Genomic DNA, 22,676 nt, shown 5'->3' on the forward strand with positions numbered 1-22,676 from the left:
CAACAGCTGGCTTCCAGACGTGGAAGTCATGCCTGTGGAGGCTCCATGTCAAGTCGCCCTTTTGATAGAAATAGCAACGGAATAAACAAGCGGAAAGAGAATAGTGAGCGGTTTCTAAAGATGTCTACTTGACAGGGTGTAAGGCACCACAAGCCATCAGCACAAACTACATAAAAAGACTCCAAAGCCTAAGCCTTGGAGCTTCTCTCATTATTCAATCAGTCTTCAAGTAACGGATAAACCCCGTTCTCGTCATGGGTTTCCGTTCCAACAAGTGGTGGATTAAAGACACAAATCAATCGCATGTCTTCTTTACCTCCACGTAAATAATGCTCATCATGTTCATTCAACGCATACATCGTACCATCTGTAATCGGGTACACTTTACCGTCTGCGATTGTTTCGATTTCCCCATCTCCCGCCACACAGTACACAGCTTCTAGGTGGTTTTGGTAATGGATATGCGTTTCTGTTCCCGCATAAATAATCGTTTCGTGAAATGAAAAACCCATAAGATCTTTCTTCAGCAACAATCGGCGACTAGCCCATGTTTCTGCTTTTATTTCATTTTCGCTGCCAATGATTTCATCTACTGTACGTACAATCACTTTTTATCTCTCTCCTTAATTCTGAACGACTTCTTCAATCGCTTCTTCTAAAATATCGAAACCTTTTTCGATTCCTTTTTCATCCATGATCAATGAACCAAGGAATTTTACTACTTCCCCTTCAGGTCCTGATGTTTCGATGATTAAGCCTTTTTCAAATGCTTTGGCACAAATTTTTTCTGCATAATCTTCCTTACCTTCACCACAGACGATTCCTTGCATAAAGCCTCGACCTCTCGTGGTAGCTTTTAATTGCGGATAGTCCTCGACAATGGTTTCCATGCGTTCTGTAATTAGCTTGGATTTTTCTTGTACCGATTTGGCGAAATCATCTGTTTCCCAATACGATAAGGCTTCTGTCGCTGTTAAGATCGCCATATTGTTACCGCGGAATGTACCGTTATGTTCAGCAGGACCAAACTTGTCGTATTCCGGTTTGATGAGCGTCAATGCTAGTGGCAGACCATAGCCACCGATTGATTTGGACAGACAAACGATATCCGGCTTGATGCCCGCGGGTTCGAAACTAAAAAATGTCCCTGTTCGACCACAGCCTGCTTGCACATCGTCAACGATCAATAATATATCGTACTTGCGGCAGAGATGTTCAATTTCACGCAACCACTTAAAGCTCGCGGGATTAATGCCACCTTCGCCTTGAACTGTTTCCAAGATCATCGCAGCAGGTAGATCTAATCCGCTGCTTGCGTCGGCTAAATACGTTTTGAGGAAATTTAATGATTGACCTTCCTCCAAAAACGTATCGTATGGCATGGAAGTCGTGTTATTTAGCGGTACCCCAGCGCCTGCGCGGTTATATGAATTACCCGTTACAGATAATGCACCTAACGTCATACCGTGGAATCCGTTCGTAAAACTAACAACATTCTGGCGTCCCGTTACTTTGCGGGCGATTTTCAGTGCACTTTCGACTGTATTCGTCCCAGTAGGTCCAGGAAACATCAATTTATAGTCCATGTTCCTTGGTTGCAAGATCACTTCGTTAAATCGTTCAAGAAACTCTTTTCGTACAGTCGTACCCATATCCAAACTATGTGCAATGCCATCATCTTGAATATATTCAATCAACTTTTCTTTCATTTTGTCATCGTTATGGCCGTAGTTTAAAGCACCTGCCCCGGCAAAGAAATCGATATATTCCTTACCTTCTGTGTCCCACATCTTATAGCCTTTTGCTTTTTTGAATACTGTTGGGAAACTTCTGCTGTAACTTCTCACTTGCGACTCATGATTTTCGAATACTTCCATTACCTGCTGACTTTTGGTCAGTACCATAATTAATTAATTCCTCCGTTAGATTTCTGTATTTTCCGTGTCGAATTGCAACAATCGACTGTTAGTTCAGAATGGTCCTATGCGGAATAATTTTTCGGCTTCGTGCCCACCACCTGGGAATAAATCTTCGGTATAGCCGTCCGTAATCGTGCACTCTGTCTTCAAATCGCGCGCCAATCCCTTAAATAATTTAATAGACGGCATATTAGACGGGGTAACAGTCGCTTCTAGATACTGGATATTCCGACACGCATCACTCTGTACTATCGCTAATAGCATACGTGATGCAAGGCGCTTACCGCGTGTAGATTCATCGACCGCCACTTGCCAGATAAACAAAGTATCTTGTGCTTTTGGCTGAATAAAACCTGAAACAAAGCCGACAATCTTCGTGCCTTCCACTACAACAATACTCGTCTCACTGAATTGATCAGCCCACAGCAAATAGCTGTACGACGAATTCAAATCAAGTACTTGGGTATCTTTAATAAGCTGCCAGATTGCTTTCCCATCTTTTACAGTCGGTGTGCGAAAGGTATACGGATCATTAAAATCCACCCCTGCAATCGAAAGTTTATAGTGTTTTTGCAAACAAGTTTCCTCCAAGTCTTATCATGTACGTCTACACATACATGTTCATTCTCTGTAAGTTTCTGAGATGTACAATTACTTCTCTACCTGAGAACATGGTTACGTCAAAAATAGTAAATAGTCATTATCGTGAGGTTTTTTAAGGATTGAGCAAGATTACTCAACAGGCTTCGCGTTAGAAGTCTAACGGAACTAGCAAAGGATACGTACGTAGAAAAGCCAAATGGAGATTATTACTGGCTACTAGGGTGCTTTGCGGTGCAAAGACCCATAAGAGCGCCTATACAAAAGCAGGGAGCTTTTGTTCATGAAAAAACAGCTAATATATATAGATTCGCTGATATGAAAGACACTTTCATCATCTTGAATTCACTGCCATACGCATTCATCCAACCAACGTCCAACCACTGGTGAAGAAGCAAACGATGTGTCTCCTCTGACACTGATTGCTAGTATAGAAAACTCTGAAAACGTTGTCAACAGTAAATATAGATTTTACTTTATTTGATTAAAAAGTAAAGTCCCGTCAAGTCAATGAGCGTATAGCCTCAGCACGAATATAAAAAACCGGAAACTTTTTTTAGTTTCCGGTCAATTTTTATGAAAATAACAACTTTTCTAAATCCATTGGTGCAATATATGTTTCGCCTTGATAGACGCGCATATTCCCACCTGAAACTTCATCAATCAGCATAATATTGCCTTCAGAATCACGGCCGAACTCCAATTTAATATCGTATAGGTCTAATCCTTTTTCCGCCATTTCTTCTTTGACAATTTCAGAGATTTGTTGAGTTCGTTGCTTCAACGTTGCGTATTCTTCATGTGTTAAAATACCAAGCTGTGCAAGTGCATCTTCTGAAATTGGTGGATCTTTACGGTCATCGTCTTTCAATGTCACTTCTACAAATGCATCTAGCGCTTGTCCTTCTTCACAATATGCTCCGTATCTACGTAAGAAACTACCCACTGCACGGAAACGACAAATCACTTCTAGTCCACTACCAAACATCGTAGCCCGCTTCACTGTCATCGTCACTTCATCAAGATCAGCAGCAATATAATGTGTAGGAATCTTTTCTTCTGCTAATTTCTCGAAAAAGTACTGCGTCATACGAAGACCTGATTTCCCTGCGCCTTCTATCGTCAATCCAACCGTATTCGCACCTGGATCGAATACGCCGTCTTCCCCTGTTACATCATCTTTAAATTTCAATAGCACATGTCCATCCTCTAATTGATAGACGTCTTTCGTTTTACCAGAATAGGTTAATTTCATCCGAACGATTCTCCTCTATTCGTAAATGTCGTACTACCTTCTTAGTATAATGCAATTTAGCTAGAAGAAAAAGTCCTGATTCGTGAAACTTGACGCACATCAAGGTGAATTGTACAAATTCTCCTTATAATTACAGTAACAAATACAAACAAAAGGATGAGATCAATGAAAAAGGTCGTATTTTTGATGGAACCATTTAGCTGCCCATCATGTGTTAAAAAAATTGAAGGTGCATTAGGACGTGCAAATGGGGTTCAACAAGTAAAAGTATTATTTCATTCAAATAAAATTCGCGTCCAATTTGATGATTCCGTCGTAGCTGCCGAAGAATTACAACAGTTGGTTGAAAAACTCGGCTACCCTGTGCTCAATCGAAAAGTTTCATAACGAGGAGGGAAACGAAGATGAATGCAAAACAAACCGTACGCATTACAGCTACTGCGTTTATACTTTTAACTCTCGCAATCGTTCTGCACGTCGTCGGTTGGCATGACGCGCGTCAAGTTACACTAATCGCCTCGACGTTCATTGCTGGAACGCCCATTGCGATCAAAGCGTGGAAAGCTATACGAATGAAAGCATTTAGCATCGAATTACTCGTAACAATTGCAGTTGTCGGTGCATTATTCATTGGTGAATATGTAGAATCCGCTGCTGTTACATTCTTGTTTTTATTCGGTGCGATGCTAGAAATTCGGACAATGGAAAAGACACGTTCTTCACTTAAAGCTTTGATTGATTTAGCACCTTTGGAAGCTCGAATTATACGTGATGGTGAAGCCGTAATGGTATCTGTTGACGAGGTTGAAATCGGTGATCGCGTAAGCATTCGATCCGGTGAAAAAGTTCCGATTGATGGGGCTATTATTTCTGGAAATGCTACGCTAAATGAAGCAGCCATTACAGGTGAATCCGTTCCCGCTTCGAAAACTCTTGAAGATCAAGTGTTTAGCGGAACAATTGTCGATCACGGCTATATCGAAGTAATTGCAGCTCGTGTCGGGGATGATACAACCTTCTCACGTATTATTGAATTAGTCGAAGAAGCACAAGAATCCAAATCCAAAACAGAAAAATTCCTTGAACGCTTTGCCAATATCTACACACCTTCCATTGTGATATTGTCTGTTCTCGTCTATCTTTTTACTCGAAATATTGAAATGACACTTACTTTCCTCGTCATCGCGTGTCCTGGCGCACTAGTGATCTCCGCTCCTGTATCAATTGTAGCTGGGATTGGAAACGGTGCCCGCCACGGCGTCTTGATTAAAGGCGGCGATGTAATGGAACAGCTAGCAAAAATCGATACAGTCGTCTTCGATAAAACAGGAACACTTACAAGAGGACGCCCTGAAGTGACAGATATTCATGGATGGAATATAGGAGAAGAAGAATTACTGCGAATCACTGCAGAAGCTGAAATAGTTTCAGAACATCACCTAGGTCAAACAATTGTCAAAGAGGCAAAGAAACGAGCCATTCCTTTAACCAATCAACCAGAAGACGTGGAAGTCGTCAAAGGCAATGGAATCGTCGCTACTATAGAAGGAAATAAGCTTGCGATTGGCAATCGAAAATTAATGGCTGCTCGCCATATTGCGATTCATCCAGAAATAGAAGACTATGCTACAGAGCGTGAAAAAGTAGGAAACACAGCCGTATTCGTCAGTATCGCAGACAAAATTGTCGGTATCATTTCAATCGCTGACCAAATTCGTCCAGAAGCTGTGGAAGCGTTGACTAAACTTCGGCATAACGGTATTAAGCAAATGATTATGTTGACTGGAGACAATAAACATACAGCCAACCTTGTAGGTGAACAACTCGGCTTAGATGCTGTCCACGCAGAATTATTACCCGAAGATAAAGTGGCCGCCGTTCAACGCCTTAAAGCACAAGGTCATCGCGTCGCCATGGCGGGTGATGGAATCAATGATGCACCTGCAATTGCAACAGCAGACATCGGGCTCGCTATGGGAGAAGGCGGTACTGATATATCAATGGAAACTGCGGATATCGTCTTGATGGCCGATCGACTCGATCAGTTCTCCCATGCATACGCTCTTTCTAAAGCAACTGTCCGCAATATGAAGCAAAATACATTCTTTGCGGTTGGAACTGTCATTTTCCTATTGCTCGGTGTCTTGCTCGAAAAAGTCTTTTTAGCATCCGGTATGCTCATTCACGAAATGAGTGTGCTGCTAGTCATACTCAACGCCATTCGCCTCATACGCTATACTAGTAATAAACCGCTTAATCGGAACGAAAGAAAGGTGTTAGCGAATGAATCAACAATCACGTCTTAACAAAGAACATTATCGCCCCTGCGTCTCACTCGTTCCCCTGTTCAATCATTTAGACAAGGAGCAGATGAATTACATCGTTGGACTCGCTCATAGCGCTACACATCCACGCGGCGAGATAATATATTCAGATGGTGACGTTTCAAAAGGCTTATATATTTTACACAAAGGACGAATCAAAATATACCGACTGTCGGAAAATGGTAAGGAACAACTTGTCCGCATCTTGGAGCCAGGTGATTTTACCGGTGAGCTTTCCCTATTCGATGCTAAACCTCATGATGCATACGCAGAAACTTTGGAGCCTGTGGAGTTATGTGTGATTCAGCGTGATCAGATGCAGCAACTTTTGCAAGATCACCCTTCCATTTCATTGAGAATGCTTGCGGAGTTTTCTACACGACTTGCGGATACCGAGCAACGTGCCGCGCGAATCGCAATGGAAACAGCCGACACACGAATCGCCTTGTATATAGCAGACTTATCAGAGCAACAGCGACAAATGATTGTCCAGCTACCAATGAGCCGAAAAGATCTAGCGTCCCACCTTGGCACAACACCTGAAACAATTAGCCGGAAATTAACGTTTTTTGAAGAGCAAGGATGGATTCGACAGTCGGGTTCGAAAACTATAGAAATTCTAGATCTAGATGCGTTGCTACTCGTGTAAAATCCATAAAATGAATACTCATACCTTTCCATTTTACCCAGTACATGCTATGCTAGTTTGTGAAAATAAAATATTTTGACCATTAGGGGAATCCTTTACAAGGACTGAGAAAAGAGTGTGGCTCTGAAACCCTTATTACCTGATCAGGTTCGTACCTGCGGAGGGAAGTGGCAAGTCGCTCTGTAGCTATGTATACTTATCGACACATCCACCACTTTCCGATTCAGGAAAGTGGTTTTTCTATTGGAGTTGAATAGATGAATGAAATTAATCGGTGTTACGGATGATCGTCATTCAGTGGATGAATTGCTACTGAAATTACAGCAAACAGCACCCTTTTTCGATGCATTTATCTTACGTGAAAAGTCCAAGACCGATGAACAATTGGTAGATTTAGTGTTACGTCTTACGGATTCTCAATTTCCGCTTGATAAGTTAATCATCCACGCGCGGCCAGAAGTAGCGAACAAACTGTCTATTAAAAAGACTCAACTCACTGGCTACGGCATGTCCGTTGCAGACGCACAAGTGGCCTTCCCTTCATTGAAGTTTGGGTGCTCGGTCCATTCATTGGAAGAAGCGCTACAAGCGGAAGCGGACGGCGCAAGTTGGTTACTCTATGGACATGTTTATGCGACCCGGTCGAAGGAAGGTTTGGCTCCACGCGGCACGGGTGAGCTGTTTGAAATAGCTTCAACTTGTACAATTCCTGTCTATGCAATCGGAGGAATACAGCCCGAACATCTAACCACACTTGAAAAATGTGGTGTTGCAGGTGCGGCGATTTTATCCCCGTTAAGTCATCCGAATGCGGTAGATGAAGTGAAAAAGTATAGTAGAAATGGAGAGATTTTCAATGGTAAAGATGATTAATTTGAATGGGAAATCGTATGCAGTCCTTCCTGAAGTAGAAACGGTACAACAATTGCTTGAACATTTAGAGCTTGGCGATCGAATTTTGATTGTAGAAAAGAATAAAGAAATTTTACAAAAAGAACGCTACGATGCACCGATTATGGACAGAGACCAAATTGAAATCATACATTTTGTTGGAGGCGGATGAATATGTTACAAATTGCAGATAAGAAATTCTCATCACGATTACTATTAGGTACGGGCAAATACCCTTCATTTGAAGCGCAAAAGAGAGCCGTTGCGGTTTCAGAAGCTAATATTCTAACTTTCGCAGTTCGACGCATGAATATTTTCGAACCATCACAGCCGAATTTCTTGGAGCAATTGGACTTAGATCGCTATACATTATTGCCAAATACAGCAGGCGCGAGCACGGCAGAGGAAGCAGTGCATATTGCGAAATTGGCAAAAGCTTCGGGATTATGTGACATGGTAAAGGTTGAAATTATTGGCTGCAGCCATTCGTTATTGCCGGATCCAGTAGAGACTTTACGCGCTTCCGAAATGTTGCTAGAAGAAGGTTTTATCGTTCTACCGTATACGTCAGATGATGTCGTACTTGCAAGAAAGCTATGTGAATTAGGTGTTCATGCAATCATGCCAGGTGCAGCTCCTATTGGTTCAGGCAGAGGTATTTTGAACCCTTTAAATTTATCACTTATTATTGAACAATCAAAAGTACCCGTTATTGTGGATGCAGGAATCGGCTCACCAAAAGATGCCGCATACGCAATGGAGCTTGGAGCAGATGGCGTTCTACTAAATACAGCTGTATCCGAAGCTGCTGATCCAGTGAAAATGGCTGAAGCGATGAAACTAGCAATCGAAGCAGGAAGACTCGGCTATAAAGCGGGACGCATGCCTGTTAGAGACTACGCGGTTGCAAGCAGTCCGCTAGAAGGGCTTGTGCCAAATTGATCGGAAAATATTCACGTCAGGAGTTATTTTCGCCAATTGGTTCAATGGGTCAGCAACGGATTCGTGACGCTAAAGTGTTCGTACTTGGCGCGGGGGCTCTCGGTTCATCTGGGGCTGAAATGCTTGTACGTGCAGGTGTCGGTGAATTAACTATTGTCGATCGCGATATTTTGGAGTGGACGAATTTACACAGACAGCAACTGTATAGCGAGCAAGATGTAGTCGATCAATTACCGAAAGCAATCGCTGCTGAAAAACGTTTACGGGCAATCAATAGTGATGTGAAAATTCGCGGGATTGTAGCGGATGTGACACCGGAAAATGTCTTGGAATTATTTGAAGGTCATCAGTTTGTGTTGGATGGAACGGATAATATTGAGACGCGACTACTGGCAAATGATGCAGCACTTCAACTACAGATTCCATTTTTCATGGGAGCGTGTGTTGGGAGCTACGGCTTGACGTTCCCTATCGGAGTCGCTGAAGGACAGCCTTGCCTTCATTGCCTTCTCGAAGTATTACCTCCACAATCGCTCACTTGCGATACAGTCGGCGTCATCAGCCCGATTGTCGTGACTACCGCTGCTCGTCAAGTGGCTGAGTTACTAAAACATATGACAGGCGCGGAGATGCAACCCCGCTTAGAGTCTGTGGATTTGTGGTCGGGTGAACGTGCTGCGATTGATGTGCACAGTATGAAAAAATCAAGCTGTCCAAGTTGTTCAGATAAGCCGACGTATCCATTTTTATCAGCAAGTGAAGTCGTTCGAACAGCCTTGTTATGTGGACGTGATACAGTACAACTAACATGGCCGAAAAGCCGTCAAGTCGAGTTAGCACCATATGCCGATTCAATCCGAGGTACAGTAACGAACTTAGTACACAATCCATATTTAGTGTCCTGCGAATATCACGATCATCGATTAGTATTGTTCCGGGATGGTCGAATGCTCGTGCACGGAACGAAAGATGTTTCGCAAGCCCGGAAAATTGTGGCTGGCTTGCTTGGCTGATTACTAAGTCTATGAGCGCGGGGATCATTTCTATGAGCGCGAAACCCAAGGCTATGAGCACGGAATCCAAGGCTATGAGCGCGAAGCCCAGGGCTATGAGCGCGGGGCCTAAGGCTATGAGCGTACAGCCTAGATCTATGAGCACGTCCATACAATCTATGAGTACAAAAAAGAACGATCTAAGGAGACATGGTCCACATCTCCTTAGATCGTTCTTTGTTATTCGTAAATTGTTGTATCGAGTTCCAATACACCATCCGTCATTTTATACACTTTATCAAAATACTTCATCAGTCGAGTATCATGCGTCACGACAATCGTTGCTGTTTGCTTCGATTTGGTTTCGTGCTGCAACAACTCCATAACTTCAAACGCTCGATCCGAATCGAGTGAAGCAGTTGGCTCGTCAGCTAAGATGATGGAAGAGTTACTGAAGAGCGCTTTAGCAATTGCCACACGTTGGCGCTCACCTCCCGACAAATCGGATGGATATTTCTTATGCAACTTCGTAATCCCAAGATCCTCATAAAGTTGCTTCTTTTCAACAGGAGACATATTGTTTTTCTTTACTTTATTGAGCAATTCCAGTTGTTGATCGACGGTCAAGAACGGCACGAGGTTCGATGCCTGCAAAATGAAGCCAATCTCCTGCAGACGAATTTTTGAACGTTGCTTTTCATTGAGTTGTGACAACTCTTTGCCATTGATCATGACTTGACCTTCACTCGGTGACTGCAAACCGCCCGCGACTGTCAAGAACGTACTTTTTCCTGAGCCAGAAGGTCCGATGACGGCAACTAATTCGCCTCGTTCAACTAAAAAGTTCGTCTCTTTTAACGCTTCAACTAATGTATTACCTTCTCCGAAAGTCTTCTTCGCATTTCGTAGTTCCAGTACCATCGCTTACCCTCCTATCGCTTCTAGCGGATCAATTCGAATGATTGTCCAGACGGAAATAACTGCTCCGGCAATCGACACCGCGATTAATACAAGCCCATAAATAAGCATAGCCGTCAAATCGAATTGAACAGGCACTGCACTTGGCAAGAAGCTACCCGCAAGCAACGTCAATCCGAAACCTAGCACGACACCAATCAATGCAAGGATAAATGTCTGGGCTACAACCGATTTAGCTAAGTAACTGCTAGAAATCCCTTGCGCTTTCATTAATCCGAACATGCTGATTTTTTGCACTGTCAAAACGTACAGGAAAATTGCTACAATTGCAGCGGAAATTACGAACAAGAAATAGATCATGTACGTGACCGTTAGATTTTGCTCAGTATAGCCTGGCAAGTTTTCGATGAATGTTTCTGCTTTGATGATTTCTGTATCTTTCGGGATATCTAGCTCGTTCCACTTAGAATCTTTAATGATAATGGCGTTGACCATATCTTTATTCATTTCATATGACTCCCCGAACTTAATCTTCTGGAGATCATTTAACTTCATATACAAAATAGATGCTGCGTTAAAACGGGCCTTCTCTGTGAAACCGACAATCGTCAGTTTTGTATCGCTAGAAGATAATTCCAATGTATCGCCAATCTTAAAGCCATCATCTTTTAGCGCATCTGATGCGACAACACCGTTTTGCACATAAAACGTCGGATCCCCTTCACTTACTTTAGGAGTGATGAACTCCTCCTTATTGATACCAAACAATAAGACATTCTTCTTAGCATCGCCATTATTAGCAATGGAACCCATTTGACTAACGACCGCAGTCTCTTTCGCTCCTAGTTCATCCGCCAGGTCTTTATCCAATGACGATTGATAGAGACTTTTATCCGATTCTTCCGTCAGTACAATTGCATCTGCGTCCCAATTGTCTACAGCTTCCCTGTTCATACTTGCCAATCCATTTGCAAGACCTGATAAGAAAAACACTAAAAATGAGACAAGCAATAGTATCGATGTAATTAATAAAAATCGTAGTTTATTTCGTTTAATTTCGCTCCATGCTAAAAACATCTAGAACTCACTTCCTTTATAAGACATCGAATGCATATGGCGCTGATACGACTGTGCATTGGCTTTTTTAACGCACGCAGATTGTATACACCCTGTACGATGTTATTCGTTACTCAAATATACAACCACCATGAAGCATATACCAGAAATGACTATCTCTTCCTACCTATAGTTCTCTTTAACATTATACCCACTAGTAAGCCGTATAATGCATGCCCTACGATCCACCAAAACAACGATACCGCGTCTGAAAAGCTAGGCGTGCGACTAGAAAATGTTGTGGTTGGATACAATAAAAGACCGATTGCTGTGTTGATGAGAAAAGAAAAGTATATGACACGATTCCTTATGAAATCAGTGTTTTTATCCAGTAGTAGCAAGAGGACTATACATAGGATCACGGAGACAATTAAGTGAAAAGATACTTCGATTACTTCTGGAAATTGATAGTTTTTAACGATGGGGATATAATCCACGTTCAACAGCAGTGTATATACTTTATAACCCATAACTGCCTGTACGGATTTTAAAAATAAAGCTAAGATAATGCCTGTCACAAGACCAATCCAAACACCTTGCATAATTTTATTACTGTTCATTTTGACACCTTCCTACACTACAAACATTACAGATTTGATACTTCTCCGTGCCTGTCTCCCCTACGAATCACATGAACTACCCGTCCATATCATCTTGCTACTTTACAACATTTCCAGATGCTAGATTCCATTGATGAGATTTAACCTTTTTTACACGTATCGTATGCTGCCAGCGCACGTTCGCGGGCAGCTCTGTGGTCGACAATAGGTGCCGGATAGGTAGTTCCTATCTCTACACCTGCAGACTGTAATACACTTGCAGGCGCTTCTGCTGGCTGGAAAATATATTTTCCCGGCAGATTTCTTAACTCAGGCACCCATTTCTTTACGTAGATTGCTGCTCCATCAAATTTCTCTCCTTGTACAATCGGGTTAAAAATCCTGAAATAAGGAGACGCATCAAATCCACTTCCCGCTACCCATTGCCAGCCCATCGCATTGTTCGCACTATCCCAATCTACTAACGTCTCTTCAAACCACTTCATTCCTTCTCGCCAATCCGTTAATAAATGTTTAATTAAAAATGAAGCGGCTATCATCCGCACACGATTATGCATATAGCCCGTTTCCCATAATTCCCGCATATCCGCATCAACTAACGGATAGCCGGTTTGTCCTGTTTTCCATGCATGTACATTTTCTGCTGACGATTGCCATGGAAACTTTTCAAATTCTGGACGTACAGGTTTTTCTAGCATGTGGGGGAAATACAGCAACTGATAATGGGCAAAATCCCGCCACGCCAACTGCCGTAAAAAGGCTTCAATTTGCTCATCCTCAATCCAATCGGTTGCAAGCGCGCTATACCAAATGGAACGCACGCTTATATTACCCGTCGCTACATACGGGGATAAACGAGAAACATTTGGCTGCGCAGGAAGATCTCGGCCTTCTTTATAGTCGGAGAATCCTCCGTTACGGAACATTTGCCAACACTCGATTGCAGCTGTTTCACCGGGCTGCCATTGAAACTTTTCATGCCAAGAAAGGGGTGATAATAAGCCCCATTCTTCCGGTGGTAATGAAGCTAGTCGCAAGGAAGATGGAGTAAGTTTTTCTGGTGCAAGAAGTGGTTGTGCAATCGGTTCTTGTCGGAGTTGCTTCCAAAAAGGGGTGAACACTTTATACGGTTGCCCACTTTTATTGAAAATGGCATCGGGTGGTACGAGTAAAGTACCTTGAAATGAGCGAACTTGCACATTGATTTTTTCTAAGGTGGCTGTCAGTTCCTTCTCCTGTTTCCGGCTTTCTGGATCATACAATTCATTGAATACGAGTTGATCAGCACCGCTTTCCTGCTGGATCTTCAGAAGTTGCTCAACCGGTGGACCTTTCCTAACGACAAATTGAATTTGTTGCTGTTCAAACTTTTTTTGTAATTCTACCAAGCTATGATGCACCCACCAATCTGATGCCGCGTGAACGGTTTCAGGCAAAATGAAAACCGGCAGCACTTCTCCATGTGCTGCCGCTTCGACTAAGGCTGGATGATCATGTATACGTAAATCTTTCCGAAACCAAACAATTGTAATTCCCATGATTTCCTCCTTTGAAAGAATGCATTAAAAGGCACCAGACCCTCCGCCGCCACCACCTGTTCCCCCACTACTGCTACTGCCATAGCTGTCACTACTTGGCGTGTTAGCGGCTACGTTAGTGGATGCTTGGCTGAATGAACCTGCTAGGAAGACGGGGTTATACACCATGCCTCCGTAGTATGATTCCTCATAATTGCTACTATGACGTTGGTTTGGATTTGTGCGATTTTCATCCAGTTGCTGTTGAGCATGGGCGAATGCATTGTAGTAGGAATCGAGTTCAGGATGTTTGACTCCTACACCGTAAATCAAGACACGGAATCGATCGTCAATGGATAAAGACTCCCACTTTTTCGTGTCCAATTCCTTCATCCATTTCTCTACTTGGGACCACTCTTGTGATAATAATATACCGACATAGTTATGCGCGCGATAGAATAATGCAAATGCTAAAGCAACTAACGTCAGAAGGATTGCCACGAACATAAGTAAATACAATTCGTAAACTAAGAGGTAGACAACGATTCCTATTCCCATCAAACCTATTACACTCAAAACCACACGCTCTGTAGTAGTTTTTTCATGAAGTTCATACTGATCTAATTCTTCTTTTAATAGCTTTTGCCACATCGTAAATTTTAGATTAAATGACTCATAATTCTTCTTCGCTTTCGTATAGCTTTTTAATTGTTCGAGCGTAAACTTTTTGTCCTTGCCAATTTGGTAGAACAGTAGTTGTATCAATTGTTTTTCATGTTCTAACTTGACATTCGTATCTGCTAACTCAAACTCTTCATCGGATAATTGCTTTACATGACCTTTACGAACTAAGTCTAATAAGGCAGCAGACATCAGCTCTATAGTGGCCGTTCCTTTTCGGAAAAGTAAAAGTGCAGGCATACTCATATCACTCTGGGGAACATAAAAACCGTTCGAATCGATTTCATACTGCGCTTCTTTACGGTGTCTTTTCCTTCTGCCGTTAGCAAACATTCCAATTACCACAACCGCTATGAATCCGGCTGCTACACTGACTCCGCCTATAGTGCCTGCACGTTGTTGATCTGCTAGGAATTGCGCTCGCGCCATTGCTAACCGTTGCTGTTCTTCCTTAACAACAGGACGAATTTCTCCGTCACGCGCATTCATACCAGGAAATAATGACGGTTCATAAATGACTCTAATATCCCCGTTTTCACCAGAATATACTGTACCCATAGCAAATACGACGCTACCATCTGCTTTCACTTTACCCGTTTCCTCAGCGCTATCATATCCTAGAAATAGAACGTCCGAAGCTGCGCTTGGAGGTACTACCGTAATTGTCATATTTTCATAATCCGTTTCATTGCGCTGATCAAAAAACGGCCAATAAAACTGCGCGCCATCTTCGTATTTTTCCATTCCATGTACAATGTTGTACTGTAAATCTACTGTGATGACTTCACTATCACCTTTGCGATAGGCACGGTATTCATAATTCTTTTTTTCTACCTTTAACGCTTTATCTTTTTCATAGGCTGTAAACTGTTCAATCAATGCACCTTTCTTCGGCTTGATCTCACGAATGATGCCATTAAATTCACTATCAAAATCATACGTATGCTGTTCTTTCACTTGAACTGTTCCATCTGGTTGTAATTGGGCGTTAATCTGCACGTCTGTAATGCTAAAATCTACCGCTCCCGCTGACGTTGGCAGAACAAGAAAAGCTAGCAAGACGATACTCAACAGTTTCCATCGCATAAAAATCACCCCTTATCATGAGTATACGATAAGGGGTAATCATTAGATTCGATTTTTCACAAGATTCCAGAATTTTTTTACGATAAAATGTGTAGCGCTTCCTATAACTTCATTACTCGATAAAAATAGTAGCCAATCGAAGCGAACAATAGCACCATGATACTAACAAATATCGGCATATTTAGGGACTCCGCCTGCCCAAGCGCAATCAAATTCATTTGCCACATGATGTAGATGATTAACAATGTGGATATATTTTTCGTGACGTTCATGAATACGACACCATAGCGGTATTGGGTTTCGATATTGTCCGGTCGCAAATTGATGTAATTATACGTATGCGGATATTTCTCCAACATAAATAGCCCAACCCATAGAAAGATACCAATAATCGGAAGCAACAATAGTTCGAATTTAGATCCATAGCGATCCACTTCACCATTTGCACCGAAATGGGCTGGAATTTGATCCGGCAACTCATTCCACTGCAAGAATAAGTGTGTCAGACATGCCGCGAATAAAGCGATAACCAACACATCGAAAGCTTTTCCAACACTTGATCTCGGTATGTCAAGCTTCGGTTTTTCCACCTGCATATCTGTACCTCCCCTACGAACTTGGATCGCTTGTCATTTCGAAAACATCAAAAATATTTTGATGAATATTCAACGACATAATTTTACCGTTTTTCTCGTAAAAATGGATGGATCCTCTGCGCTCATCGACTAACTCCGTCCAGCCCCATTCTTCAATGGTTCGTAAATATTCATCTGGCGGATTCCCGTCTGCATCGCCTATTCCCTTAAGCTTATATTTGGCCGCTTTTGAAATCTCGCCCACGCAATCTTCCGGCTTCACTTCATAAGCTTCTTTTGGCACTGGGAATCCTTGATTGATGATTGCCATACGGTAGCCATCTTCATGACTATAGACGTTAGAACATCCCGCGACGAACACCGTCAACAACAGGACGAGCAACTGTTTCATATCATAACCTCCCGTTTCACAGGTTACTTCAGTTTCTCAACGATAACGACTTTCAAATAATTAAATTCAGGATAGTCACGCGGCGCACGGAAATCTTTCGGCAACGTTGATTCCTCAAGCACTTTATAACGAATCCCTGTCTCTTTAAACGCTTGTTCAATGAATCCTTTAAACTTTTTCATGCTGAAGCTCGCATTGTTTGTAGATGCGACGATAATACCGTTCTTTTCCGTTACCGCAATTGCTTCTTTCATCAGCATCGGATAATCTTTTGCTGTGCTGAACGTATATTTCTTCGAACGCGCAAAACTTGGTGGATCAAGTATGACCAAACCAAACTTCATGTCGTGACGCTTTGCATAACGGAAGTAATCAAAAACATCCATCACTTTGATGTCCTGTTGTTCGTAATCGATACCGTTAACGCTAAATTGCTCAATCGTTTTCGCCACACTACGTTTTGCCAAGTCCACACTCGTCGTCTTCGTTGCACCACCCAAGGCAGCCGCTACTGAAAACGCTCCAGTGTAAGAGAATGTGTTCAACACTTCGCGACCTTCCGAATACTTATCACGAATCATCTCACGCACATCGCGCTGGTCAAGGAAAATACCCGTCATCGCCCCATCATTCAAGTCAATCGCAAAGTTCATGCCATTCTCTTTAACAATGATTGGGAAATCACCTTCAGTTCCCTTCACGAAGTCATCTTGTTCCACATACTGCCCCTGCGTATCAAAGCGCTTCTTCTCATAGACACCTTTATATTCCGCACGCTTATCAAGCACGTTATAAACATGGTGGCGGAACTTGTAAATCCCTTCGCTATACCAGCTAACCAAATAATAGCCATCGAAATAATCAATCGTCAGGCCACCAATACCATCGCCTTCTCCATTGAATAAACGGAAAGCCGTCGTATCTGGATCTTCCATATACGAATCACGACGTTCAAATGCCGTAGCCATCTTCTGATCAAAGAAATCAAAATCAATCGCTTCGGCTTCATTCGCCGTCAATACCCAGCCAATTCCTTTATTCTGCTTACCGTAATAACCCTTCGCCAAAAACTTATGATACCGATCGGTCAAACGAAGCAAATCGCCTTCCTCCGCCCGAATCTCACTCGTCATTACGGCATCTTTCAAAATTAACGGATAGCCCTTCTTCAAAGCCACTGTCCCTTGTGCATTCAACTGTATTTCAACTAATTTACTCATATCGTCATCCTCAAAAAGTATTTTCCTTATTATCTCATGGATTAAGCAAAAGTGAAAGGTGGCGTTTAGAGTCGGCCGGCAGAAGATGAAGTTGCGAAGCGGCGCTTTTTGACTCATGACCGGCATGGCTTATGACCCGAGATCCTAGACGCTGTAACTGGATGTCGCAAAAGTGTAAGGTGGCGTTTAGCAGCAACAAAAGCTACACTATTAAAAACAACGAAACAAATAGGAGGAAATCCCATGAACATTACTACCCTCGGCATCTGGGGCGGCTACCCGAAGGCTAACAGCGCAACATCATCATTCCTCATCGAGCATGATGGATTCCATTGCTTAATCGACTGCGGTAGCGGCGTACTCGCATCCTTACAAAACCATATCGCACTCGACCAACTCGATGCTGTCGTCATCAGCCATTATCACGCCGATCACATTGCAGACATTGGCAGCTTGCAGTACAGCCGATTAATTCAGTATTACCTCGGACAACCGTCACCTACACTACCGATTTACGGGCACACTCGGGATGAAGAGCAATTTGCTAAGTTGTCATATAAAGAGCAAACAGAAGGCGTGGAAATAACGGCAGAACAATCCGTAGAAATCGGCCCATTCACCGTGACGTTTTGTCCAACCGTTCACCCCGTCTACTGCCTGGCGATAAAGTTCACCGTCGAAGGCAAATCCGCAGTCTTTACAGCAGATACCGAATGGACTGATGCCCTCATTCCGTTTGCACAATACGCAGATATCTTATTCAGCGAAGCCAACCTTTACGAAGAACATATCGGCATCTCCCCCGGTCACCTTGCCGGTAGCCAAGCAGGGACACTCGCACAACAAGCAGAAGTTGGGCAACTCATACTCACCCACTTGCCGCATCACGGAAACATCCAAGATATTTTGAACGAAGCAGAAAAAAACTTCACTGGTTCAGTGGAGATTGCAGACGTGGGGAAGGTTTATACTTTGTAAGGGCGGATATGTGCGCGGGGACGAGGTCTATGAGCGCGGGATCGAGGTCTATGAGCGCGAGATCGAACTCTATGAGCGCGGGAACGAGGTCTATGAGCGCGGGAACGAACTCTATGAGCGCGGGAACGAACTCTATGAGCGCGAGATCGAGTTCTATGAGCGCGGGACCGAGTTCTATGAGCGCGAGATCGAACTCTATGAGCGCGGGACCGAACTCTATGAGCGCGGGATCGAACTCTATGAGCGCGGGACCGAACTCTATGAGCGCGAGATCGAACTCTATGAGCGCGGGACCGAACTCTATGAGCGCGAGATCGAGTTCTATGAGCGCGGGATCGAACTCTATGAGCGCGGGACCGAGTTCTATGAGCGCGGGATCGAACTCTATGAGCGCGAGACCGAATTCTATGAGCGCGAGACCGAACTCTATGAGCGCGAGAACAGCTTCTATGAGCGCGGCGGGGACATAAACCCATATGCACCCAGCCTCACAATCCATAAGCACACAAAAAAACTCAGACAAAAAGACCTTTGCATAACCGCAAAGGTCTTTTTCATCATTATAAAAACACAATCACTGCCAAAATAACCGCTAACACAATACGATAAATCGCAAATGGCACCAATTTCACCTTAGAAATCAACTTCAGGAAGAAACGGATCGAAATCAGCGAGAACACGAACGCGCTCAGGAAGCCGACGACGTAAAACGAAATATAATCCATCGACATATACTCCCAGTTCTTCAACACCGACACCAAACTCGCACCCATCATAATTGGCACCGCCATGATAAACGTGAAATCTGCTGCGGTCCGGTGATTCATCCCGAATAACACACCGCCTGAAATCGTTGCGCCCGAACGAGAAAACCCTGGCCATAGCGACAAACACTGCACCAGCCCGACAGTGAACGCCTGTCTGTATGTAATTTGATCAAGCGTCTCTACCCACGGTTGCTTCGGTCCAAATTTATCCGCCGCAATCATCAATAGTGCACCTGCTACTAAAGCTATAATGACCGTTTCCACGCCGAATAAATGATCATCAATTAAATCCTTGAACGCAAAACCGAAAATAACCGCTGGCAACATCCCAACGATGACGTGTAATAAATTAAACCGCTCACTCATCTTAGTGTCGCTCTCACCTTTATACAAACCGACTAAACTGAATAATCGTTTCCAAAAAACGACGACGACAGCTAAAATTGAACCTAACTGAATGACGATCTTAAATGTGATTGCGGGATATTTCCCTAAGAACGCTTCCGTCTTCAACCACATATCATCGACAATGATTAAGTGGCCTGTTGAAGAAACAGGAGCGAATTCCGTCATTCCTTCTACAAAACCTAAAATTAATGCTTTAATTAAATCAAATAATTCCATAAGACTCTCTTTCCGCGAAGGCTAGGCTTCAGCTATTCTATTTTCTATTAACTATAGCATTACCATGACGGTATCAACAGGGGATAAGTTTCACGCGAAGTATTATCCACATGTGCATACTTTTCATTTTCGCATAAATACAAGTGGTTATGCACAAAACGCGTGGATAGTTTGTGGAGAAGTTCATAATTTCTGACAATTCATGTCGAATGAATTTGTTATCCACACCACACTCTCTAGTAAACCTTATGCTAGATTGAGTTTCAGTATGCCGCTACTTCGCCAATTTCTTCTGAAACGCATAAATAACCGCTTGGGTGCGGTCTTGGACTTCAAGTTTTGATAGAATATTACTAACATGCGTCTTCACTGTTTTTAACGCAATAAACAATTCATCCGCAATTTCTTGATTAGATTTACCTTGTGCCAACAACAATAATACTTCGAGTTCGCGCTCCGTTAAATCTTCGTACAATTCATGTGTTTGTCCGCCACGCATTTTGGTCATCATTTTCGATGTCACTTCAGGTTCCAATACGGTTTGACCTTGCATCGTTTCCCTGATCGCATCCGCCACACGCTTCGCATTGGACGTTTTTAAAATATAGCTGACGGCTCCCGCTTCAAGCGCAGGATACAATTTATCATCATCCAAGAAACTCGTAACGATGATGACTTTCGCTTCTGGCCACTGCTCAATAATTGCCGCAGTTGCCTCCGCACCATTCATAATTGGCATCACCATATCCATCAAAATAATGTCCGGTCGCAGTTCGAGTGCTTTGTCGACTGCCATTTGACCATTTTCTGCTTCCCCAATTACTTCGATATCCGGCTGCATCTGTAAGTAAGTCGATACACCAATTCGCACCATTTCATGATCATCGACCAACAATACTCGAATCATCCACTAGCCCCCCTTTTTCAATAGGCAATTTCACTTCTACAATCGTTCCTTGCGACGGTACGGAGACAATTTTACAACTGCCACCGATTTCAATCGCCCGCTCTTGGACATTCTGTAAGCCGTAGCTTCCGCCTTTACCGTCATCTTGTTTGAATCCAACACCATTATCTTGCACCCGCAAAATCACTAGCCCAGCTCGTTCAATTAATAAAATCTCCACTTCCGTCGCTTTCGCATGACGTAGCGTATTCGATAATGTCTCCTGAGCAATACGGAATAAATGATCTTCCGCCCCTTTAGACAACTCAATATCCTCTAAACGATGGCGAATATCAAACGTCACTTTTTCCTGTAACTCCTGCAATAACTCTTCCAATCCTTGGGCAAGCGTCTTATTATGCAACGCTGCAGGACGTAGATGTAAAAGCAAAGCCCGCATTTCCAATTGGGCTTGCTGCACCATTTTCTCCACTTGCAGTAACGGCTTTTCGATTGGTGAATCGTCTTCTTGCTGCTCTACAAGTGCCGACAATAACATCGACGCTGCAAATAACTGCTGGGAAACGGAATCATGAAGCTCCCTTGCTAATCGCTGGCGTTCTTGAACGATTCTCTCTTGAATGATTTTATCTTGTGTTTCGACTCTCTCATCTGTAATTCTTCGCAAACTACTGCGCTGCGCTTCAAGTACTTCATACAATTGCTCAATCGAACGGTTCGTTTGTTTTTTCATTTTATTGGATTTAATAAATTCCTGTTTTGAATATAAATCTTCTAATTTTTTGATGATGAAGTTTTCTCTTGTTCTACTGTTTAAGCTGATCCAACTAGCGATCACTAAACTCGTAACAAAAATTGTTGAAAATAACCAAGCTAAGAAAGGCATATCCGCTGCTTCCGTCTCTAAAAGCAACTTACTATATTGCGCGTAAGACAAATCCATGAATACATAGAAAAAAAAGGCTACTAGCGCGCTGAACATCAAGGTTAAGAGTAGAGTGCGTCCGATAATTGCTTTCATTTTCTACGCACCTCCACATCGCCAATCCATGTAAATATTGTAATGATCAGCTCCGGGTCATTCGGTTGCTTCGTTTCATAGCCGTCATGTTCCTGCACCGTTTCATTAAATAATTGCTGCGAGCCCTTCGCTAACAGGTTCGCCCCACCATACAATGTCGCATAGTGAATCCGGACCGGAATATCATATGGCAACTCAATTATAATTTTCCCGAAGATTTGACGAATTGAGATGAAAGAAGCACCTTTAGGCAAGACTGTATCTGTCACATCGACATACACATCACCGAAAAACCCTTGTATATGAACATCTTCCCACTCATAAGATGAAAACGGCGTGGATTGTATGGAGAATAAGCGGTTCCTCCATAGTCCTTGCGACCGTCTCGCTCTCGGCTTTTGCAAATCCCCAAAAACCTCGCTAGCTGGCGTGCCTTTCCACAACTTCACTAGTATATAGAGAATGATTGCCAAAACTAGCAATCGTACACTCCATAACGTCAAAAGTGCAATGACAACTAAGACTGCACCCGAAATTACTGTCCATTTCTCCCGCTTTCGATAACCATAATCGAGGAATCCCCAACCGAGAAGGAGGAAAATGACGTTACCGTTTGAGAATACTATAGATTCGATGAACGCAATCATCAGCAAAGCGAGCAAATATACCGAAACGTTTTTAGAATCCTTCGTAGTCATTTCATTCTCTCCCTTCCCGATAGA

The 22,676-nt window shown here is 43.0% G+C and carries 25 protein-coding genes and 1 riboswitch; of the genes, 8 read left to right on the forward strand and 17 right to left on the reverse strand.

What is annotated here, in order from left to right; translation table 11 throughout:
- Window positions 1-218: 218 nt before the first annotated feature.
- The 4 genes from ORD22_RS12765 to ORD22_RS12780 all read right to left on the reverse strand — a co-directional run bounded on the left by ORD22_RS12765 (window position 219) and on the right by ORD22_RS12780 (window position 3,774).
- Window positions 219-608, reverse strand: coding sequence for an ectoine synthase (locus tag ORD22_RS12765; RefSeq protein WP_317646436.1), 390 nt, complete (start codon window positions 606-608; stop codon window positions 219-221).
- Window positions 609-623: 15 nt separating this feature from the next.
- Entirely contained in the window at window positions 624-1,904 is a 1,281-nt protein-coding gene (ectB, locus tag ORD22_RS12770) for a diaminobutyrate--2-oxoglutarate transaminase (RefSeq protein WP_317646437.1), read from the reverse strand.
- Between the two features lie 66 nt (window positions 1,905-1,970).
- The gene (ectA, locus tag ORD22_RS12775) at window positions 1,971-2,495 is read right to left on the reverse strand and encodes a diaminobutyrate acetyltransferase (protein ID WP_317646438.1); all 525 of its coding nucleotides are present in this window, start codon (window positions 2,493-2,495) and stop codon (window positions 1,971-1,973) included.
- A gap of 598 nt (window positions 2,496-3,093) precedes the next feature.
- Entirely contained in the window at window positions 3,094-3,774 is a 681-nt protein-coding gene (locus ORD22_RS12780) for a phosphoribosylaminoimidazolesuccinocarboxamide synthase (RefSeq protein ID WP_317646440.1), read from the reverse strand.
- A gap of 165 nt (window positions 3,775-3,939) precedes the next feature.
- Here ORD22_RS12780 and ORD22_RS12785 point away from each other — a divergent pair, with 165 nt between their 5' ends.
- From ORD22_RS12785 to ORD22_RS12815, 7 genes are all read left to right on the forward strand, one after another.
- The gene (locus tag ORD22_RS12785) at window positions 3,940-4,161 is read left to right on the forward strand and encodes a heavy-metal-associated domain-containing protein (protein WP_317646442.1); all 222 of its coding nucleotides are present in this window, start codon (window positions 3,940-3,942) and stop codon (window positions 4,159-4,161) included.
- A gap of 17 nt (window positions 4,162-4,178) precedes the next feature.
- Window positions 4,179-6,080, forward strand: coding sequence for a heavy metal translocating P-type ATPase (locus ORD22_RS12790; RefSeq protein WP_317646444.1), 1,902 nt, complete (start codon window positions 4,179-4,181; stop codon window positions 6,078-6,080).
- On the forward strand, window positions 6,058-6,747 hold the full coding sequence (locus tag ORD22_RS12795) for a Crp/Fnr family transcriptional regulator (RefSeq protein WP_317646445.1): 690 nt from the start codon (window positions 6,058-6,060) through the stop codon (window positions 6,745-6,747). Before ORD22_RS12790 ends, ORD22_RS12795 begins: the two co-directional genes overlap by 23 nt.
- Window positions 6,748-6,821: 74 nt before the next feature.
- Window positions 6,822-6,930, forward strand: a riboswitch (TPP riboswitch).
- A 78-nt stretch (window positions 6,931-7,008) separates the two neighbouring features.
- The gene (locus tag ORD22_RS12800; protein WP_317646447.1) at window positions 7,009-7,620 is read left to right on the forward strand and encodes a thiamine phosphate synthase; all 612 of its coding nucleotides are present in this window, start codon (window positions 7,009-7,011) and stop codon (window positions 7,618-7,620) included.
- Window positions 7,604-7,810, forward strand: a complete 207-nt coding sequence (gene thiS / locus ORD22_RS12805; protein ID WP_317646448.1) for a sulfur carrier protein ThiS — start codon at window positions 7,604-7,606, stop codon at window positions 7,808-7,810. The genes ORD22_RS12800 and thiS overlap by 17 nt, the downstream gene beginning before the upstream one ends.
- Entirely contained in the window at window positions 7,807-8,580 is a 774-nt protein-coding gene (locus tag ORD22_RS12810; protein ID WP_317646449.1) for a thiazole synthase, read from the forward strand. Before thiS ends, ORD22_RS12810 begins: the two co-directional genes overlap by 4 nt.
- Window positions 8,577-9,593, forward strand: a complete 1,017-nt coding sequence (locus ORD22_RS12815; protein WP_317646450.1) for a ThiF family adenylyltransferase — start codon at window positions 8,577-8,579, stop codon at window positions 9,591-9,593. Before ORD22_RS12810 ends, ORD22_RS12815 begins: the two co-directional genes overlap by 4 nt.
- A gap of 219 nt (window positions 9,594-9,812) precedes the next feature.
- Here ORD22_RS12815 and ORD22_RS12820 read toward each other — a convergent pair whose 3' ends face one another.
- The 8 genes from ORD22_RS12820 to ORD22_RS12855 form a co-directional block, all read right to left on the reverse strand.
- Complete coding sequence (locus ORD22_RS12820) at window positions 9,813-10,493, reverse strand: ABC transporter ATP-binding protein (protein ID WP_317646451.1); 681 nt, start codon at window positions 10,491-10,493, stop codon at window positions 9,813-9,815.
- Window positions 10,494-10,496: 3 nt separating this feature from the next.
- Window positions 10,497-11,567: an ABC transporter permease gene (locus tag ORD22_RS12825; RefSeq protein ID WP_317646454.1), complete on the reverse strand. Its 1,071-nt coding sequence runs from the start codon at window positions 11,565-11,567 to the stop codon at window positions 10,497-10,499.
- A gap of 152 nt (window positions 11,568-11,719) precedes the next feature.
- The gene (locus ORD22_RS12830) at window positions 11,720-12,166 is read right to left on the reverse strand and encodes a hypothetical protein (protein WP_317646457.1); all 447 of its coding nucleotides are present in this window, start codon (window positions 12,164-12,166) and stop codon (window positions 11,720-11,722) included.
- Between the two features lie 140 nt (window positions 12,167-12,306).
- Window positions 12,307-13,704, reverse strand: a complete 1,398-nt coding sequence (locus ORD22_RS12835; RefSeq protein WP_317646458.1) for a cryptochrome/photolyase family protein — start codon at window positions 13,702-13,704, stop codon at window positions 12,307-12,309.
- A gap of 24 nt (window positions 13,705-13,728) precedes the next feature.
- Window positions 13,729-15,450, reverse strand: coding sequence for a DUF2207 domain-containing protein (locus tag ORD22_RS12840; protein ID WP_317646459.1), 1,722 nt, complete (start codon window positions 15,448-15,450; stop codon window positions 13,729-13,731).
- Between the two features lie 101 nt (window positions 15,451-15,551).
- Window positions 15,552-16,046, reverse strand: a complete 495-nt coding sequence (locus tag ORD22_RS12845) for a DUF1648 domain-containing protein (RefSeq protein ID WP_317646460.1) — start codon at window positions 16,044-16,046, stop codon at window positions 15,552-15,554.
- A gap of 13 nt (window positions 16,047-16,059) precedes the next feature.
- Window positions 16,060-16,437 (reverse strand): hypothetical protein, encoded by a 378-nt coding sequence (locus ORD22_RS12850; protein ID WP_317646462.1) that lies wholly within the window; start codon window positions 16,435-16,437, stop codon window positions 16,060-16,062.
- A 23-nt stretch (window positions 16,438-16,460) separates the two neighbouring features.
- The gene (locus ORD22_RS12855; RefSeq protein ID WP_317646464.1) at window positions 16,461-17,657 is read right to left on the reverse strand and encodes a class I SAM-dependent rRNA methyltransferase; all 1,197 of its coding nucleotides are present in this window, start codon (window positions 17,655-17,657) and stop codon (window positions 16,461-16,463) included.
- Window positions 17,658-17,900: 243 nt separating this feature from the next.
- Here ORD22_RS12855 and ORD22_RS12860 point away from each other — a divergent pair, with 243 nt between their 5' ends.
- Window positions 17,901-18,635 (forward strand): MBL fold metallo-hydrolase, encoded by a 735-nt coding sequence (locus ORD22_RS12860; RefSeq protein WP_317646466.1) that lies wholly within the window; start codon window positions 17,901-17,903, stop codon window positions 18,633-18,635.
- Here the strand turns inward: ORD22_RS12860 and ORD22_RS12865 are convergent.
- The 5 genes from ORD22_RS12865 to liaF all read right to left on the reverse strand — a co-directional run bounded on the left by ORD22_RS12865 (window position 18,586) and on the right by liaF (window position 22,652).
- Window positions 18,586-19,134, reverse strand: a complete 549-nt coding sequence (locus ORD22_RS12865) for a hypothetical protein (protein WP_317646468.1) — start codon at window positions 19,132-19,134, stop codon at window positions 18,586-18,588. The two genes, ORD22_RS12860 and ORD22_RS12865, sit on opposite strands and share 50 nt — an antisense overlap.
- Before the next feature lie 61 nt (window positions 19,135-19,195).
- Entirely contained in the window at window positions 19,196-20,026 is an 831-nt protein-coding gene (locus tag ORD22_RS12870; RefSeq protein ID WP_317646470.1) for an undecaprenyl-diphosphate phosphatase, read from the reverse strand.
- A 274-nt stretch (window positions 20,027-20,300) separates the two neighbouring features.
- Window positions 20,301-20,933 (reverse strand): response regulator transcription factor, encoded by a 633-nt coding sequence (locus tag ORD22_RS12875; protein WP_317646471.1) that lies wholly within the window; start codon window positions 20,931-20,933, stop codon window positions 20,301-20,303.
- Window positions 20,908-21,954, reverse strand: a complete 1,047-nt coding sequence (locus ORD22_RS12880; protein WP_317646472.1) for a sensor histidine kinase — start codon at window positions 21,952-21,954, stop codon at window positions 20,908-20,910. The genes ORD22_RS12875 and ORD22_RS12880 overlap by 26 nt, the downstream gene beginning before the upstream one ends.
- The gene (liaF, locus tag ORD22_RS12885) at window positions 21,951-22,652 is read right to left on the reverse strand and encodes a cell wall-active antibiotics response protein LiaF (protein WP_317646473.1); all 702 of its coding nucleotides are present in this window, start codon (window positions 22,650-22,652) and stop codon (window positions 21,951-21,953) included. Before liaF ends, ORD22_RS12880 begins: the two co-directional genes overlap by 4 nt.
- Window positions 22,653-22,676: the final 24 nt, after the last annotated feature.

This window comes from Sporosarcina sp. GW1-11 (assembly GCF_033088395.1).
Taxonomy (GTDB): domain Bacteria; phylum Bacillota; class Bacilli; order Bacillales_A; family Planococcaceae; genus Sporosarcina.